Source organism: Pseudomonas aegrilactucae (assembly GCF_019168305.1).
GTDB classification, from domain to species: Bacteria; Pseudomonadota; Gammaproteobacteria; order Pseudomonadales; family Pseudomonadaceae; genus Aquipseudomonas; species Aquipseudomonas aegrilactucae.
In genome coordinates, this window is record NZ_JAHTBI010000024.1 from 1 (window position 1) to 15,972 (window position 15,972).

Annotated in this window: 9 protein-coding genes and 1 tRNA gene; 6 read left to right on the top strand and 4 right to left on the bottom strand. The window is 64.1% G+C overall.

The window, feature by feature from the left end:
- The coding region (locus tag KUO17_RS26575) for a site-specific integrase (protein ID WP_482817130.1) at nt 1-467 on the top strand (467 nt) is incomplete at its 5' end.
- 77 nt (nt 468-544) lie between these two features.
- On the opposite strand, the gene KUO17_RS07850 is transcribed toward KUO17_RS26575, so the two are convergent.
- Nucleotides 545-618: transfer RNA gene (locus KUO17_RS07850), tRNA-Cys, on the bottom strand.
- Nucleotides 619-874: 256 nt separating this feature from the next.
- On the bottom strand, nt 875-3,040 hold the full coding sequence (locus KUO17_RS07855; RefSeq protein ID WP_217974820.1) for a methyl-accepting chemotaxis protein: 2,166 nt from the start codon (nt 3,038-3,040) through the stop codon (nt 875-877).
- 307 nt (nt 3,041-3,347) lie between these two features.
- Between KUO17_RS07855 and KUO17_RS07860 the strand changes: the two genes are divergently transcribed.
- Nucleotides 3,348-5,294 (top strand): methyl-accepting chemotaxis protein, encoded by a 1,947-nt coding sequence (locus KUO17_RS07860; RefSeq protein ID WP_217974822.1) that lies wholly within the window; start codon nt 3,348-3,350, stop codon nt 5,292-5,294.
- Nucleotides 5,295-5,396: 102 nt separating this feature from the next.
- Nucleotides 5,397-7,589, top strand: coding sequence for a TonB-dependent receptor (locus KUO17_RS07865; RefSeq protein WP_217974824.1), 2,193 nt, complete (start codon nt 5,397-5,399; stop codon nt 7,587-7,589).
- Between the two features lie 116 nt (nt 7,590-7,705).
- Here KUO17_RS07865 and KUO17_RS07870 read toward each other — a convergent pair whose 3' ends face one another.
- Nucleotides 7,706-9,325, bottom strand: coding sequence for a methyl-accepting chemotaxis protein (locus tag KUO17_RS07870; RefSeq protein WP_217974834.1), 1,620 nt, complete (start codon nt 9,323-9,325; stop codon nt 7,706-7,708).
- 311 nt (nt 9,326-9,636) lie between these two features.
- On the opposite strand from KUO17_RS07870, the gene KUO17_RS07875 reads away from it, so the two are divergent.
- Nucleotides 9,637-11,730: a sensor domain-containing protein gene (locus tag KUO17_RS07875; protein ID WP_425274837.1), complete on the top strand. Its 2,094-nt coding sequence runs from the start codon at nt 9,637-9,639 to the stop codon at nt 11,728-11,730.
- A 70-nt stretch (nt 11,731-11,800) separates the two neighbouring features.
- On the opposite strand, the gene pdxR is transcribed toward KUO17_RS07875, so the two are convergent.
- Complete coding sequence (pdxR, locus tag KUO17_RS07880; RefSeq protein ID WP_217974826.1) at nt 11,801-13,258, bottom strand: MocR-like pyridoxine biosynthesis transcription factor PdxR; 1,458 nt, start codon at nt 13,256-13,258, stop codon at nt 11,801-11,803.
- Nucleotides 13,259-13,414: 156 nt separating this feature from the next.
- On the opposite strand from pdxR, the gene KUO17_RS07885 reads away from it, so the two are divergent.
- Together KUO17_RS07885 and KUO17_RS07890 are read left to right on the top strand one after the other, a co-directional pair.
- The gene (locus KUO17_RS07885) at nt 13,415-14,479 is read left to right on the top strand and encodes a phosphotransferase (RefSeq protein WP_217974828.1); all 1,065 of its coding nucleotides are present in this window, start codon (nt 13,415-13,417) and stop codon (nt 14,477-14,479) included.
- Nucleotides 14,479-15,798, top strand: a complete 1,320-nt coding sequence (locus KUO17_RS07890; RefSeq protein WP_217974830.1) for an aspartate aminotransferase family protein — start codon at nt 14,479-14,481, stop codon at nt 15,796-15,798. Before KUO17_RS07885 ends, KUO17_RS07890 begins: the two co-directional genes overlap by 1 nt.
- Nucleotides 15,799-15,972 lie beyond the last annotated feature (174 nt).

Here is a 15,972-nt window from a genome sequence, read left to right on the forward strand (position 1 = left end):
TGACTTCGCCGGACGGTTACCGATTATTTGCCCCCGACCACCGACAAGCGACTAAAGCAGCTACCAAAGTCCGCTCAAAACCAATCCTCTGCCTGCCCTTGGTCGGTAGCGCCCTGTCTTCTGCAGGGCGTTTCAGTGAGGCTCGGTCCGCCGGCAGCTTCAGCAGCGGATTGAGGTGGCCCATATGGGCGCACACTTTCGAGCAACGCTCAGCCGTAACCTACTCCCGTACAAACTCAAGCGTCAGCCTGCACGCAAGGGGGGAGGCTCGGACAAAGTATCAACTGAAAAAGATGACCCACCTGGCCAATCGAATCGCCCAGTTCCAGTTCAGAGACATCCGACCCAAGGCGGACTCGGGGATCAAACACCTGAGCGATGCCAGCTTGCTGCTTGGGCACTCGAAGGAAGGCATTACCGAGCGCATTTACCGCAGGATCGGCGCCATCGCGAAGCCTTCTAAATAGCAAAGTATCGGAACTCAGGACTTTTCTTTCGCCCAAAGAAAAACCCCGCAGACGTTAATCTGCGGGGTTTTCAATAATGGAGGCCGAGGTCGGAATCGAACCGGCGTAGACGGATTTGCAATCCGGAGCATAACCACTTTGCTACTCGGCCTCAAATGACCGAAGCTCATACAACAGCTTCAACCATAAAACTGTAGAGATTTTCATCTCATTGAAAACATTGAGCTTTTTATGCCTCGCTGCTTTCGATGGACGCCATTATGTCCGCATTCGGTAGGGCTTGCAACCCCCTGATTTAAAAAACATTTGGGTTGGCGCGTGGGTGGGGACGGCAGGTGTGGAGGGGCCTTGGGACCCCCTTCGCCAGCAAGGCTGGCTCCTACAAGGTAAGCGTTTTCACCAGCCAATCATGCCACCGCTCGCTCCCCGGCCCCACGGCTCACCTCGAACAAACCCACCAGCTTCTGCAGCTTGTTGGCGTTGAGCCGCACCGTTTCGGCGCTGCTGTGCAGCACGGTCACCGTCTGGCGCATCTGCAGCGAAGACTGGTCCACCGCCTTGATGGTGCGCCCGTAGTCCAGGCTGCGCTGGTTGAGCTGCTGGATGATGCCGAACATGTTTTCCACCGCCTGGTGCAACTGCACGTTCTCCGACGAGGCATGCTCGGCCAGGCGCAAGCTGTCGTCCACATCCTCGACGCCACGCTGCATGAAACTCACCGCCTTCTGGGTCTCGCCATGCAGGCCATCGACCATGGCGCGGATATCCTCTGCCGCCCGTGAGGTGCGCGCCGCCAGGCTGCGTACCTCATCGGCCACCACCGCAAAGCCGCGGCCATGCTCGCCGGCCCGCGCCGCCTCGATGGCGGCATTCAACGCCAGCAGGTTGGTCTGGGCGGTGATGTCGCTGATCAGCCCGGTGATGTTGCCGATCTCCGCCATGCGGCTGTCGAGCAGCTTGACGCTGGACGAGGCGCGCTGCACCACATCGCGGATCGACTGGGTGCCCGCCTGCACCGTCAGAAACTGCTCGCGCGCACGGCCCACCACGTCGTCCATGGCCTGCTTCATCTGCTCGGCACCCGCCGAAGCCTGCTGGATTTCACCCAGCTGTTCTTCAACGATGACCATCATGCGGTGCACCGCATCGGCGACCTCCAGCGAGGTGAGGCTGGCCGCCTGGCTGCGCCCCAGCATCATCTGGTTGGTGGTGCCGACGCTGTGGCTGGCCTTGATCACCTGCCCCACCACGGCATCCAGGTGGTCGATGAAGCTGTTGATCCAGCGCCCCATGTCGCCCGTCTCGTCATTGGCCATGCGCGAGGTGTCCAGGCGCTGGCGCAAGTTGCCCTCGCCCTCGGCAATGGTCCTGATCACTCCGGTCATTTCGCTCAGGCGCGCCGCCAGGCGCCTGGGGCCCAACGCGCTGAACAGCATGGCAGCCACCAGTAGGCTGAGCAGTTCGCATGCGTCGATCACGATCTGATCGAAACCGCTGTAGTGCTGCACCATGAAGTTGCTGGCGAACAGGCCGGCCATCGTCGCCAGGTAGGGCTTCATCAAGCCGTAGCTCAACGAGCGGCGCCGGTACACCTCCTCCAGATCCGCCTCGCACATCATGCCCCAGCGGTCCTGCGAACCCGGCATCTGGAACGTCACCCCCTTGCCCACCACCGGAATGTGGCGGTAGTCCGAATAGCCGGGGTAGCTGACGAACAGGTTGTCGCCGGTGCGGATGGTCTCGCGCACACCGGGGTGCAACTGCTGGGTGGCCGGGTCGGTGAAGCGCAGCTCCAGTTCGGTGTGGCGCTGCACCTGCACGGTTTTCCACGGCGTGTGCACGCCGCTCTTGAGGTTCTCGCCATGGCTGAAGGTGCCATCTTCGAAGCGCGAACGCGACAACGCCACGCCAGGCTGCAGGCTCGGGTCGAAGCGCGACTGCACCATGAACAGGTAGTTGTCGCCAGACTCGGCAAAGATGTGCCCGGCCTCGCGCTGGATCAGGTCGCCCAGCACGTCGTTGGGCACCCGCCCGCACAGGCACCCCACGACCTGCCGATCGACCGTCAGCGGCTGGTAGAACATCAATGTCACTTCATCATGAAAACGGGAAGAGGACGGGCCGATGTCCAGGGTCAACGGGTCGACATACGGGCCATGCAGAAACGGCGCCTTGAGGCCTTCGTTCAATGCACGCGGGTCGATGCGGCGCTGGGCGCCCTGCCCGCTCCAGGTGCAGGCCCGCACGCTGCCGGCGCGGTCGACCACGAACAGTTCGGAAAAGTCTTCGGCTTGCGCCAGCTTCTGCAACAAGGCCTGTGCATCCAGGCCAGTGATGTCGCTGCCCATGCTGGCACCCAGTTCAGCCAGATGCTCCCACTGTTCACCCGCCCAGTCCTGCAACAGCTTCACGCGGGTTTGCGCAATGGCTTCAAAGGTCTGCTCCATGACCGGATAAGCCGAACGGTTGAGCCGACAGGCCCAGCCCATGGCCAACTTGCCGGTTTTGCCAAACCAGGGCAGCCAGCGTTTTTCTTCAGAGGAAAGTTGCATACGATTGCTTGAAAGCGACATTCACATCTCCCAGTACGACATGCATTGCCAAATCGGTACGCAACTACCAGGCCAACTCGAAAGCTAGCTAACTAACTTGCTCAGGCACAACACTCAGTGGCATTTCGCCACTTATGCTCGACAACGAAGAGGATCTCTGCCGGCGCGATAACGCCCTACGGTGACGCATGAACACGCACTGAGCATCACGGCGGTGCACATGTAGAAATGTCCTGCAAACCCAACCTTCATGGGCTCAAGCCGCCGCTTGCGACGCCGATAACCCCTTCAGGCGGAACAATAATTAAACGGCGTCAGCGGAGCGGATATGAACATCAAGCAGAAACTCACCTGGGGCTTCGCGACCATTGCCTGTGTACCGATACTGGTGGTGGCAACACTGGTGGTACTGAACCTGCGCCTCGAAGCGCGCGACACCTTCGTCGACAGCAGCGATCGCGAGATTCGCCAGGTGGCCAACGCCATGCAGCTGTTCTTCGACGGCATCAGCCAGAACATCGAATTCCTCAGCAAGTTGCCGCTGCTGCAGAACACCGACGCCAGCGTCAAAAAATACATCTCGGCCGACGCACCGTCGCTGCCAATGGGCCCGCAAGACAAACCGGTGTTCGACTACTTCGCAAGCCTGGGCGCCAGCCACCCGGCCTACGGCTACATCTCCATCGGCACCACCGAAGGCGGCTACATCTCCTGGCCCGATGACCCCAAGCTGGCCAACTACGATCCGCGCGTGCGCCCCTGGTTCAAGATGGCCCAGGCCAACCCCGGCAAGACCCTGCGCACCGACGCCTACTACTGGGCCAACGACGATGCGGTGCTGGTCAGCACCGTGCGCAGCATGCCCAATGCCCTGGGCGCCAACGGCGGCGTGGTCAGCGTGGATGTCTCGCTCAAGCAACTGACCGAGATCGTCAAGCAGATCAGGCTGGGCGAAACCGGCTACGTGATGCTGCTGGAGCAGAACGGCACGATCCTGGTCGACCCCAAACAACCGGCGCACAACTTCAAGAAGCTCGACAGCCTCGACCAGGGCTATGCGCAACTGGCCAAGACCGGCAAGGGCCTGGTGGAAGTGGAGCTGGACGGTGAGCGCTACATGGCCAACGTATGGCCGTCGGACCAGTTGGGCTGGCGCTTCATCGGGCTGGTCAAACAGAGTGAAGTGATGGCCGCGGCCACCCGCCTGACCTGGCTGATCGTGGGTATTGCTGCGGCCCTGGCGCTGCTGTTCGCGTTTGTCGGCGCCAGTTTCGCCAAGCTGATCGTGCGCCCGATTGCCGATGTATCGCGCGGGCTGGAAGGCATCGCCCAGGGCGAAGGCGACCTGACGCGCAACCTGAATGTGCGCGGCAACGACGAAACCGCGCAGTTGTCGGGTTGGTTCAATCAGTTCCTGGGGGCGATTCGCAGCCTTATCCAGCACATCATGAAGGCCGCCGACGGCATCCTCACCAACTCGCAAAGCGCCACGGCGGTGTCCAACGAAATGGCCGATGCCGCCAGCCGCCAGCGCGAGGCGGTGGACATGGTCTCGACCGCCTTCCACGAGATGGTCGCCACCGCCAACGAAGTCGCGCGCTCCTGCAGCCAGGCCGCCGATTCGGCCGACAATGGCCAGCGCCAGGCCTCCGAAGGCCAGCAGCAGATCGACGCCGCCGTCGGCAGCGTCGACCAGTTGAGCCAGGAAATCGCCCAGTCGGCGCAGTCCATGCAGCAACTGGAGCGCGACAGCAACGCCATCCAGTCGATCCTCAGCACCATCCGCTCGATCGCCGAACAAACCAACCTGCTGGCCCTCAACGCGGCCATCGAGGCAGCGCGGGCCGGTGAACAGGGGCGCGGTTTTGCCGTGGTAGCCGACGAGGTACGGGCATTGGCCAAGCGCACCGCCGACTCCACCGCAGAGATCGACGGCATGCTCGGCAACCTGGCGCGCGGCACCAGCCAGGTGGCGGCGCAGATGAACACCAGCCTGGGCTTGTCGCAACAATCGGTAGAACGGATCGGGCAGGCGCGCACCAGCTTCGGCCAGATCCGCGAATCGGTGGATGTCATCCGCGACATGAACACCCAGATCGCCACGGCCGCCGAAGAACAGCACCAGGTGGCCGAAAACATCAACCAGCACATCAGCCAGATCCATGGCGACGCGCAGCGTGTGGCCCAACTGGCCAGCGACGCGAAGAGCGATGCGTTCAACCTGACCCAGCTGTCCAACGAGATGAACACGCTGGTACGACGCTTCAAGACCTGAACAGACGGCGGTGCAGAATTTATTTTGCACCGCCCCTGTCACTTTTCATTTCTGGCGCGGCAACAGGGTTACTGAGAAACATTCACATCAGGAACCTCACCCATGTCCGTTGCCTCCCCTTCGTTGCGCCCTCACCTGCTGGCGCTCGCCGTCGCCTGCGCCAGCTTCAGCACCGTGCTGCTCGCCGAGGAGCCCACCTCGACCGGGGCCGGGCTGACCTTGCCTGAAACCGACATCAATGCAACCCGCGCCGCCGAAGGCAGCGCCGATGCCGGCTACGTCACCGATTCGCTGAAAAACGTCGGCGCACTGGGCGGCATGGCCTTGAAGGACACGCCCTACTCCATCAGCGTGGTGTCCAGCGACCTGATCCGCAACGTGCAGGCCACCTCGACCGACGATATCTTCAAGCTCAGCCCGTTCACCCAGTTCACCTCGCCGTCGGGTGCAGGTTACGCAAGCTCGGTGGCCATCCGCGGTTTCAGCGACCTGGGCAACCTCAACGTCGCCAACGACGGTCTGCGTTTCAGCAATGGCTCCGACAGCGGCAACTTCGTCGAAGAGATGGAGCGCCTGGAGATCGTCACCGGCCTGAGCGGCTTCCTGTATGGCCCCGGCAGCCCTGGCGGGCTGGTCAACTACGTGCTCAAGCGCCCCACCTACCAGCGCTACAACAGCGTCACCCTGGGCAATGCGGGGGGTGAGAACGGCTACATCCATGGCGACTTCGGTGGCCCGATCGACGACCAGGGCGTGCTGGCCTACCGCGTCAACGTGCTGGCCCAGGACGGCGAGACCGCCATCGATCTGCAGAACCGTCGGCGCAAGATGGTCAGCCTGGCCTTGGACTGGAACGTCAGCGACGACCTGCAGGTGCAGTTCGACGCCTCCTATAAAAAGAACCAGACCCACGGCCTGACCAGCTACTGGTACTTCGCCGATCAGCGGCTGCGCCCCGATGCCGACCAGCTCGACAACGACAAGCTCTACAGCCAGCGCTGGGCGTTCTCCGACAGCGAGCACGAACGCGTCGGCAGCCGCTTCAACTGGCGCCTGAACGAAGTGTTCAGCCTGCGCGGCGCGCTTGCCCATGACCGCAACCGTACCCAGTACGCCTACACCGGCCCCACCGTCACCACGGCCGGGGTCTACAGCCAGCCGCTGTATGCCTTCGCCCCGGTCGAGACCGAAGAAACCTCGGCCTACCTGTTCGCCGACGCGGCGTTCGCCACTGGCGGCATCGGCCACAAGGTCACCTTCGGCTACCAGGGCAACGTGGCGCGCGTGCGCGACTACACCGACTACATCCCTTCTCCGGGCCCGCAGTACCAGCCGGTAGGCGGCAACGGTTCGATCCCGCTGGATGAAACCCCGCAGTACGCCAAGCCGGGCTACTCCATCGGCCACGGCGACCAGCGCCTGTCCTCGCGCACCCAGGCCGACAACCTGCTGATCGGCGATGTGATCACCTTCAACGAACAGTGGTCGACGATCCTTGGCGTCACCCGTACCCGCATCAAGACCTTCAGTGACAACTTCGTGTGGGTCGAGACGCTCGGCTTCGCCAGCCAGATCGAGAACTACAACGAGAGCAAGACCTCGCCCAACGTCTCGCTGATCTACAAGCCGCAGCCCTGGCTGACCACCTATGCCACCTACATCGAAGGCCTGCAGACCGGCGGCATCGCCCCCAACACGGCACTCAACGCTGGCCAGGCCATGGCCCCGGTCATCAGCGAACAGTATGAGGTGGGGGTCAAGGCAGAGCTTGGCGAAACCCTGCTGACGCTGGCGCTGTTCAACATCGACAAGCCCAATGCCTACACCAACCAGCAGCAGCTCTACGTGCAGGACGGTCGCCAGGTGAACAATGGCGTGGAGTTCGGTATCACTGGCAAGGTTACCCCGCAGTTGACCCTGGTCAGCGGCTTGACCCTGCTCGACCCGCAGATCAAGAAGACGGCCAATGCCAGTGTCGAAGGCAACAAGCCGGTGGGCGTGGCCAGCCAGCTGGCCAAGGTGTATGCCGAGTATGACCTCACCGGGATGCCTGGCGTTGCCGTTACGGGCGGTGCCTATTACACCGGCAAGCAGTATGTGGATGAGGCCAACCACTACAGCCTGCCGTCGTTCACCACCTTTGATGCGGGTGCGCGTTATCGTTTGCCGCTGGCTGACAACGCACTGACCTTGCGGGCGAATGTGAGCAACCTGACCAACAAGCAATACTGGCTGAGCGATCACTTCCTGGGGGCGCCGCGTACGCTGACGTTCTCGGCGCAGCTGGAGTTCTGAGGTTTTGGCAAAGGCGCCGACGAGTACCGAGGCGCCACCGAGACCTGAAGGCCAACACACAAGACTGGCGTTGCCCGCCTTGTGTGCTCGGCTTCAGGCCAGGGTTGAGACGCCCCCTACACCTTGAACCGCGCCACCGTCGCATGCAGCTGCCCCGCCATCCCCGCCAGCTCATCCCCCGCACTGTGCGTATGCTGTGCACCCTCCAGCACCTGCTGCGACAAGCTGCGGATATCCACCAGGTTGCGGTCGACCTCCCGCGCCACCAGCGCCTGCTCCTCGGTAGCACTGGCGATCAACAGGTTGCGCTCGTTGATCTGCGCAATCGAACGGGTGATGTCCTCCAGCGCCTCCCCCGAACGCCGCGCCGCCTCCAGCGTCACCCCCACCCGCTCACTGCTGCTTTGCATCGCCGTCACCGCATGCACGGTGTCCTGGCGAATGTTGCCGATCATCTGCTCGATCTCCTGGGTCGAGGCCTGGGTGCGATGCGCCAGCGCACGCACCTCGTCGGCCACCACCGCAAACCCGCGCCCGGCATCACCGGCACGCGCCGCCTCGATCGCCGCGTTCAACGCCAGCAGGTTGGTCTGCTCGGCAATGCTGCGAATCACATCCAGCACCGAACTGATGTCCTGCACGCGCGTGGCCAACTGCTGGATACGCACGGCACTGTCCTTGACCCCCTCGGCCAGCTCACCAATGCAGGTCACCGTGGCCTGCACCTGCAAACGCCCGCGCTGCGCCGTCTGCTGCGACTCGCGTGAAGCTTCGCTGGTGCTCACGGCATTGCGGGCCACTTCATCGACGGCAGCGGTCATCTCGTTCACGGCAGTCGCCGCCTGCTCGATTTCCTGCCCCTGCTGCTCCAACTGGCTGCGGGTCTGGGCACTGACAGCGCTCAATTGCTCCGAGGCGCTGGCAACCTGATCGACCGAAGCCGCGATATGCCGCACCATCTGGTTCAGGCTCTGCTGCATCTGCTGCATGTTCACCATCACGCTGCCCGTGCCACCTGCCTGTACCGGCACCTCGATGCTCAGGTCGCCGCGGGCAATGTGACTCAACACCCGCGCCGCCTCATCCGGCTCACCACCCAGCGGCCGGGTCACGCTGCGGGTGACCAGCACGGCCGCTGCGGTGACGGCCGCCATACACAGCACGAACAGCAGCAGCATGTTGCGCCGCGCATCGCTGTACAGCGCCTGCGCCGACTGCTCACGCGCACTGAATGCCTGGCCCTGCAACACCATCAGGGCGTCCAGGCTCTGGTACACCTCGCGCTCGGCCGGCACCACCCGCTGGGTGAGCTGCGCCATCGCCGCGTCGAACGCGCCTTGCCCAATCAACACCTGCACCTGGGTAAAGGCCTGGACATACACCTGGCGCTGCTGCTTGAGCCGCTCGAAGGTGGCCTTGGCGCTCGTGTCGGTGAACAACGGCTCAAGGGTGGCGAACGCCTGAGTGATACGCTCACGCGTGGCCGAGATGGCAGAACTCGCCTGGGTGTTGTCCTTGTTGATCAACAGGTCACGAGTATTGCGGCCGTTGTCACGCACACCCGTGGCGATCACCAGGATCGGCTCGAACCTGGGCCAGTCCTGCTGCACGATCAGCACCGACTGGTCGCGCAGCGTGCCCAGGTCGTGCAAGGCATACAGGGCCATGCCCAGCAAGGCCAGAGGAGCGATGGCAAAACCCATCACGATGCGCGTTGCGGTATTGAAGGTGGCCATCTGGACTGCTCCCGGCATGCTGCCATTTATAGGGGCAATACTGAGCAGTTTCAGTGCCATGATGTGGCCACCGCGCAAAACCACTGGATAACCGACAGGCACAGGCGCCGATCGCACTCCCCAGGTGCATCACCCGCAACAGCCTGCCCTGCAATGGCGCACACGTCTCGATGCCTTGCCCCTGCAATCCAGTACTAAAGAACCATTGCCTGACCAGGCCGCCACTGATATTGAGTGTGCCGCTTTTGCGTAGTGACACATTACCCCTGCGCCCCGACCACCCTGCTGGCTTTACCCCCACGCGTTTCGAGATGCCCGCCATGATTGAAAACACCGATGTGATGTACCGTCTTCTGGTACAGAGCGTGATCGACTATGCGATCTACATGCTGACCCCCGAAGGTGTGGTCAGCAACTGGAACCCCGGGGCGCAGCGGGCCAAGGGCTACACCCGCGAAGAGATCGTCGGGCAGCATTTCTCGCTGTTCTACAGTGCCCAGGACCGCGCCGCAGAACTCCCTGGGCAGGGCCTTGAGACCGCACGCACCACCGGCCGCTTCGAAACCGAGGGCTGGCGCGTGCGCAAGGACGGCAGCGCGTTCTGGGCCCATGTGATGATCGACGCGGTGCGTGACGAGAACGGCCAGTTGCTGGGCTTTGCCAAGGTCACCCGCGACGTTTCCGAACGTCGCCAATACGAACTCGACCTGCTGGCGGCCAAGGAACTGGCCGAAGCCCAGCGCGAGAAAATGGCCACGCTGTCGCAGTTCCTCGACTCGGTGATCAACAATATTCCGTCCAGCGTGATGGTGCTGGACGTTGCATCGCGCCAGATCCTGCTGGCCAACCCCAAGGCCGAGCAGTTGTTCTCCAACCAGCAGTGCCCACTGGTGGGCAGCACCCCGCAACAGAGCCTGGCGCCGGTGATGGCCGGCTACATCGAGCACCTCACCGAGCATTGCCTGAACCACAATGGCCTGCACCTGACCGAAGACCACCTGGACACGCCAGTGGGCCTGCGCACCCTGCGTTCGCGCACGCTGCTCAGCAGCAACCCGCAGGCCGGCGGCCACTACGTGCTGCAGATCGCCGACGACGTCACCGACGAAATCGCCGCCCATGCGCAGATCCACCATATGGCCCACCACGACGAGCTGACCGGGCTGCCCAACCGCACGCTGTTCCACAGCTGCCTCGAGGAAGCCCTGAAGGCGGGTGAGGCCCGCCAGCACATGACCGCCGCCCTGTGCCTGGACCTAGACAACTTCAAGAACATCAACGATGCCCTCGGGCACGCCTTTGGCGACCGCCTGCTGCGCGCCCTGGGCCAGCGCCTGCGCAGCGTGCTGCGTGATCAGGACACCCTGGCGCGGCTGGGCGGCGACGAGTTCGCCGTGGTACTGCCACAGTTGACGCGTATCGAGGATGCCCAGCGCACCGCCACCCGGCTGATCGAGGCGGTGGCGCCGGCGTTCCTCATCGATGGGCACAGTTTCTCGGTGGGTTTGAGTGTGGGCATTGCCGTTGCGCCCATGGACCACGTGCACGCCGACCAGGTGCTGCGCTATGCCGACATGGCGCTGTACGAGGCCAAGCGCAACGGCCGCAACCGCTTCGAGCTGTTCCGCCCCGAACTGGATGAAGCCGCACGGCGCCGGCGCATCATGGAAACCGACCTGCGCACCGCGCTGCACCTGGGCCAGTTGCACATGCACTACCAGCCGATCATCGGCAATGGCGAGCAGATCACCGGCTACGAGGCGCTGATGCGCTGGCAGCACCCGAGCAAGGGTCAGATCATGCCCATGGACTTCATCCCGATTGCCGAAGAGACCGGGCTGATCCACGAGGTGGGTACGCGGGCCTTGAACCTTGCCTGCCAGGAGGCAGCCACCTGGGGCACCGAGCAATCGGTGGCCGTCAACCTGTCGCCGGTGCAGTTCAAGAACAGCGAGCTGGTGGAGGTCGTGCAGCTTGCCCTGGCCGACTCGAAACTGCCGCCCGCACGCCTGGAGCTGGAGATCACCGAATCGGTGCTGCTGGAAAACAGCGAGGGCAACCTGCGCACCTTGCAGGCGCTCAAGGACCTGGGCGTGTGCATTGCACTGGATGATTTCGGTACCGGTTATTCGTCGCTGGGTTACCTGCGCTCGTTCCCGTTCGACCGGATCAAGATCGACAAGTCGTTCGTGCATGACATGGGCGAGAGCCGCGAGGCGATGTCGATCATCCGCGCCATCACCGGGATGAGCAGCAGCCTGCTGATCAACACCACGGCCGAAGGGGTGGAGACGGTGGCGCAGTTCAAGCAGTTGCAGGCCGAGGGGTGCTCGCACTTTCAGGGGTACCTGTTCGGGCACCCGCAGCCGTCCGAAACGCGACAGAAAAAAAAACCAGTAGCTTGAGGATCAATACCCTGCAGTGAGTGCTCTGGCCTCTTCGCTGGCTTGCCAGCGAAAGCGCGCACAGCGCTCGTCAGGCCACCCGGTCATACAGCGCGCGCAAGCGCTGTACTGCCGCCTCGATCTGCGTCACCTTCACCCCGCCATACCCCAGCACCAGCAGGTTGCCGTCGTGCGCCTGCGCCTCGACACTGTACCCCCCACGCAACACCAGCCCGAACGCCTCCGCCTGCGCCAGCATCTGCCTGGCCGTACCCGGCGCGCCGATCCTCACCGCCAGGTGCAACCCGGCCTGTCCCGACGAATAGCTGATCAGCTCACCGAAGCTGGCATCCAGGCACTGCTGCAGGCAACTGCGACGCTCGGCGTACTCTGCACGCACCTTGCGGATATGCCGGGCAAAATGCCCTTCCTGGATAAAGTCCGCCATCGCCGCCTGCACCGACAGAAAGCCCGGACGGTACAGCTGCGTCAGCCCCTTGCCGAACGCCTGTGCCAGCGCTTCGGGCACCACCAGGTAGCTCAGGCGCAACCCCGGGTACGTCACCTTGCTGAACGTGCCCAGGTAGATCACCCGGTCCTGGCGCCCCAGCCCCTGCAGCGAGGGCAACGGCTCGATGTCGTACCTGAACTCGCTGTCATAGTCGTCCTCGACTACCCACATGTTGTGCGCCTCGGCAAACGCCAGCCAGTCGCGCCGGCGCTGCAAGGTCATGATGTTGCCCGTGGGGTACTGGTGCGACGGCGTGAGGAACGCCAACCGTGGCGTGGCCTGCGCCACTTCCGTCGGCAGGCAGGCGCCCTGCGCGTCGATCTGCAGCGGCGCGCACTGCAGCCCGGCCGCCTCGAACACCACCGGGGCGCCCCAATGGCACGGGCTCTCGACCCACACCGTGTCGCCCACATCCGCCAGCATTCGGGCCACCAGGTCCAGCGACTGATGGGTGCCCTGGGTGATGATGACCTGCTGCGGGCTGCAGCGTACCGCGCGCGAGGCATACAGATAGGCGCTCAGGGCCTCGCGCAACGGGCGATAGCCACCGTGCTCCACATAGCCGGCCAGTGGCGCCTGGTGTTTGCTCAGGTAGCGGTTGTGCAGGCGCTTCCAGATGTGGAACGGAAACAGATCGGCATCGGCAACCCCCGGCACAAAGGCCCCCGCTACCCTGGCCACCGCCCCGAAACGCGCGGTGATCGCCTTGCCGCGTGCCGACAGCGGCGCCTGGCCCGGGGCCTCGACAGCGGGCGCCTGGGCACTGACCTGCGGCAAGGTATCGGCAACGAAGGTGCCGCTGCCCGCCCGGGCGTACAGGTAGCCTTCATCCAGCAGGCACTCATAGGCCAGCGACACCGTCAGGCGCGACACGTGCAACTGCTGCGCCAGCGCACGGGTGGAGGGCAGCTTGTGATCCACCGGCAGCCGCCCCTGCAGCACTGCCGCCTGGATGGCGTGGTAGAGCTGGCGCTGCAAAGTCAGCTCACCGCCGCGTTCGAGTGTGCCCACCAGCAAATCGTGGAGAAGCGAGCCCATCACCTGCACCCTGCGCCAGTCAACTTGCCCACGAGCATACAAGTGGCCTTAACGACTGATCAACTCTGGATATAACCGATATAGCCAAACTGACCTATGTTCGACCTGTACCGGCGCGCTGCACCCGTATGCGCACCCTCCACAGAGTGACGTTCCGTGACCCTACACACACCTCCTGCTTTCGACGCGCTGCTCGCCGCGGCGCCGCCCCAGGTCTGCACCGAACAGGCCCGCGCAGTGGCAGCACAGCACTTCGGCCTGCACGGCACCTGTCGCCTGCTCAGTGGCGAGCGCGACCTCAATTTCCAGCTCACCTGCAGCGACGGCACGCAGTACGTGCTCAAGGTGTCCAACGCCGCCGAAGACCCGCGGGTGATCGATTTTCAGAACCAGGCGCTGCTGCATATCCAGCAGTGCGACCCGCTGCTGCCCGTGCAACGGATCTACCCCAATCTGGGCGGCACCTATCAGTTGCCGGTATTGTTCGATGGCCAACCCCTGCTGGTACGGCTGCTGTCGTTTGTCGACGGCGTGTCGCTGAACCAGATCGCGCAACCCAGCGCGGCGCTGCGTAGCAGCCTGGGGGAACACCTGGGCCGCCTGGGCCTGGCCTTGCGCGGTTTCTTCCACCCCGGTGCCGGCCACGAGCTGCTGTGGGACCTCAAGCACGCCTCGCGCCTGGACGAGGTGATCGCGTTGATCGAAGCGCCTGAACAACGTCAGCTGGCGCGCCGCTTCCTCGACAACTTCCAGCGCAACGCCCTGCCCCGACTCAAGGGCTTGCGCGCCCAGGTGATCCATAACGACCTGAACCCGCACAACGTGATCGTCGACGCCCAGCAGCCCCACCCGGTACGCAACATCCTGGATTTCGGCGACATGGTGCATGCCCCGCTGGTCAACGACCTGGCAGTGGGCGCCGCCTATCAGTTGGGCAACGAGGGCGACCCTTTGCAGCACGCCGCGCCGTTCATCGCCGCGTACCACCGTGTTGCGCCGTTGGAGCCGGTCGAACAGGAACTGCTGTTCGACCTGATCGCCACCCGCCTGGTGCTGACCGTGACCATCACCAACTGGCGCGCCGCACTGTACCCGGAAAACCGCGCCTACATACTGCGCAACGCCCCCAGCGCCTGGCGTGGCCTGCAGGCGCTGGCCGACCTGCCGCGCGAAGCCGCGCAACAACAGATTCGTCGTATCTGCTCCCAGGAGACGCTGTAATGACCATGATCAATGGCTTCACCGCCACCGATGCCGAGCGCCTGAGCGCCACCGAACGCGCGCTGATCGAGCGCCGCGAGCGCACGCTGGGCCCGGCCTATCGGCTGTTCTACGAGCATCCCCTGCACATCGTCCGAGGTGAGGGGGTGTGGCTGTACGACGCCGACGGCAAGCGCTACCTCGACGCCTACAACAACGTGGCCTCGATCGGCCATTGCCACCCGCAGGTAGTCAATGCCCTGCATGCCCAGGCTCAGGTGCTCAACACCCATACCCGCTACCTGCATGAGGGCATCCTCGATTACGCGGAAAAACTGCTCGCCACCTTCCCGCCCGCGCTGAACCAGGTGATGTTCACCTGCACTGGCAGCGAAGCCAACGACCTGGCCCTGCGCATCGCCCGCCAGCACACCGGCGGCACCGGCCTGATCGTCACCGAGCTCGCTTACCATGGGGTTACCGAGCAGATCGCCGCCGCGTCGCCGTCGCTGGGCGCCGGCGTGCCACTGGGCGATTTCGTGCGTACCGTGCGCGCCCCGGACGCCTACCGCCTGGGCGCCGAGAACGTGGCGCGGCTGTTTGCCGAGGACGTGCGCGCCGCCATCGACGACCTGCGCCGCTGTGGCATCAAGCCGGCGGCGCTGCTGCTGGACGGCATCTTCGCCAGCGACGGCGTGCTCGCCGACCCGGCCGGCTTCATGCAGCAGGCCGTGACGGTGGCCCGTGAAGAGGGCCTGCTGTACATCGCCGACGAAGTGCAGTCGGGCTTCGGGCGCACCGGCGAGCACATGTGGGGTTTCGAGCGCCATGGCCTGCAACCGGACATCGTCACCCTGGGCAAACCCATGGGCAACGGCCAGCCGATTGCCGCCGCGGTGGTACGCGCCGAGGTGCTCGAAGCGTTCGGGCGCAACGCGCGCTACTTCAATACCTTCGGCGGCAACCCGGTGTCATGCGCAGCCGCCAACGCGGTGCTCGAAGTGATCCAGGGCCAGGACCTGCGGAGCAACTGCGCGGCCATCGGCGCTTACTTCAAAGCCGGCCTGCAGGGCCTCGCCGAGCGCTACCCGCTGATCGGCGACGTGCGCGGCGCCGGGCTGTTCCTGGGGGTGGAGCTGGTCACCGACCGCGCCAGCAAGGCCCCTGCCACCGACGCCACGCGCCAGGTGGTCAACGGCCTGCGCGAGCGCGGCGTGCTGATCAGCTCGGCGGGGCCGATGGCCAACATCCTGAAGATCCGCCCGCAACTGATCTTCGAGCGCGAACACGCCGACCTGTTCGTGCATACCCTGGAAGCGGTACTGCGCGACCTCGGCTGAGCCTGCCTCTGAGGCGAACGCTGCCCACCCGTTGGACCAGGGCAGCGCGCAGTCTGTGCTGTTGTGCGTGGCAAGACCATCGCCGGCAAGGTCGGTTCTCGCAGAGAGACAGTTGCTCCCACAGGGATGTCACTGATTTCGACGGCAGTGATATACCCGTGGGAGCTGGCTTGC

Excerpts from the sequence above, each read along its gene's own strand:
- KUO17_RS07875 (WP_425274837.1), top strand. The coding sequence starts at position 9,637 with ATGCCCGCCATGATTGAAAACACCGATGTGATGTACCGTCTTCTGGTA.
- KUO17_RS07890 (WP_217974830.1), top strand. The coding sequence starts at position 14,479 with ATGACCATGATCAATGGCTTCACCGCCACCGATGCCGAGCGCCTGAGC.
- KUO17_RS07865 (WP_217974824.1), top strand. The coding sequence starts at position 5,397 with ATGTCCGTTGCCTCCCCTTCGTTGCGCCCTCACCTGCTGGCGCTCGCC.
- KUO17_RS07860 (WP_217974822.1), top strand. The coding sequence starts at position 3,348 with ATGAACATCAAGCAGAAACTCACCTGGGGCTTCGCGACCATTGCCTGT.
- KUO17_RS07870 (WP_217974834.1), bottom strand. The coding sequence starts at position 9,325 with ATGGCCACCTTCAATACCGCAACGCGCATCGTGATGGGTTTTGCCATC.
- KUO17_RS07855 (WP_217974820.1), bottom strand. The coding sequence starts at position 3,040 with ATGTCGCTTTCAAGCAATCGTATGCAACTTTCCTCTGAAGAAAAACGC.
- pdxR (WP_217974826.1), bottom strand. The coding sequence starts at position 13,258 with ATGGGCTCGCTTCTCCACGATTTGCTGGTGGGCACACTCGAACGCGGC.